Source organism: Burkholderia sp. JPY481 (genome assembly GCF_038900515.1).
Lineage (GTDB): Bacteria > Pseudomonadota > Gammaproteobacteria > Burkholderiales > Burkholderiaceae > Paraburkholderia > Paraburkholderia youngii.
In genome coordinates this window covers 1-255 of record NZ_JAYMRT010000218.1, presented here as the reverse complement: position 1 = coordinate 255, position 255 = coordinate 1, and the positions used below count along the sequence as shown (strand labels likewise).

Annotated in this window: 1 protein-coding gene; it reads right to left on the bottom strand. The window is 62.7% G+C overall.

Annotation, left to right across the window (positions count from 1 at the left end):
- Positions 1–255 (bottom strand): ATPase, T2SS/T4P/T4SS family (locus VSR82_RS40425; protein WP_498858967.1); only part of this gene is annotated, 255 nt, incomplete at both ends.

The following is a 255-nucleotide window of genomic DNA, read 5'->3' as shown; positions in this document are numbered from 1 at the left end:
AACGCACCACCGACGCATACTCGAACGGCTCGATATGAATATCCGATGCCTGCTCGCGTGCGGCTTGCGTGAGCAGCGCGTTGATCATACGGATGATCGGCGCGTCGTCTTCCGATTCGAGCAGATCTTCGACCTCGGGGATGTCCTGCATCAGCCGCGACAGATCGACTTCGCCTTCGACTTCGCCGACCACCTGCGCGGCGCTGCCGTCCTGGCGCGCATAGGCCTGGTTGATCGCCTGCGCGAGATCGTCGG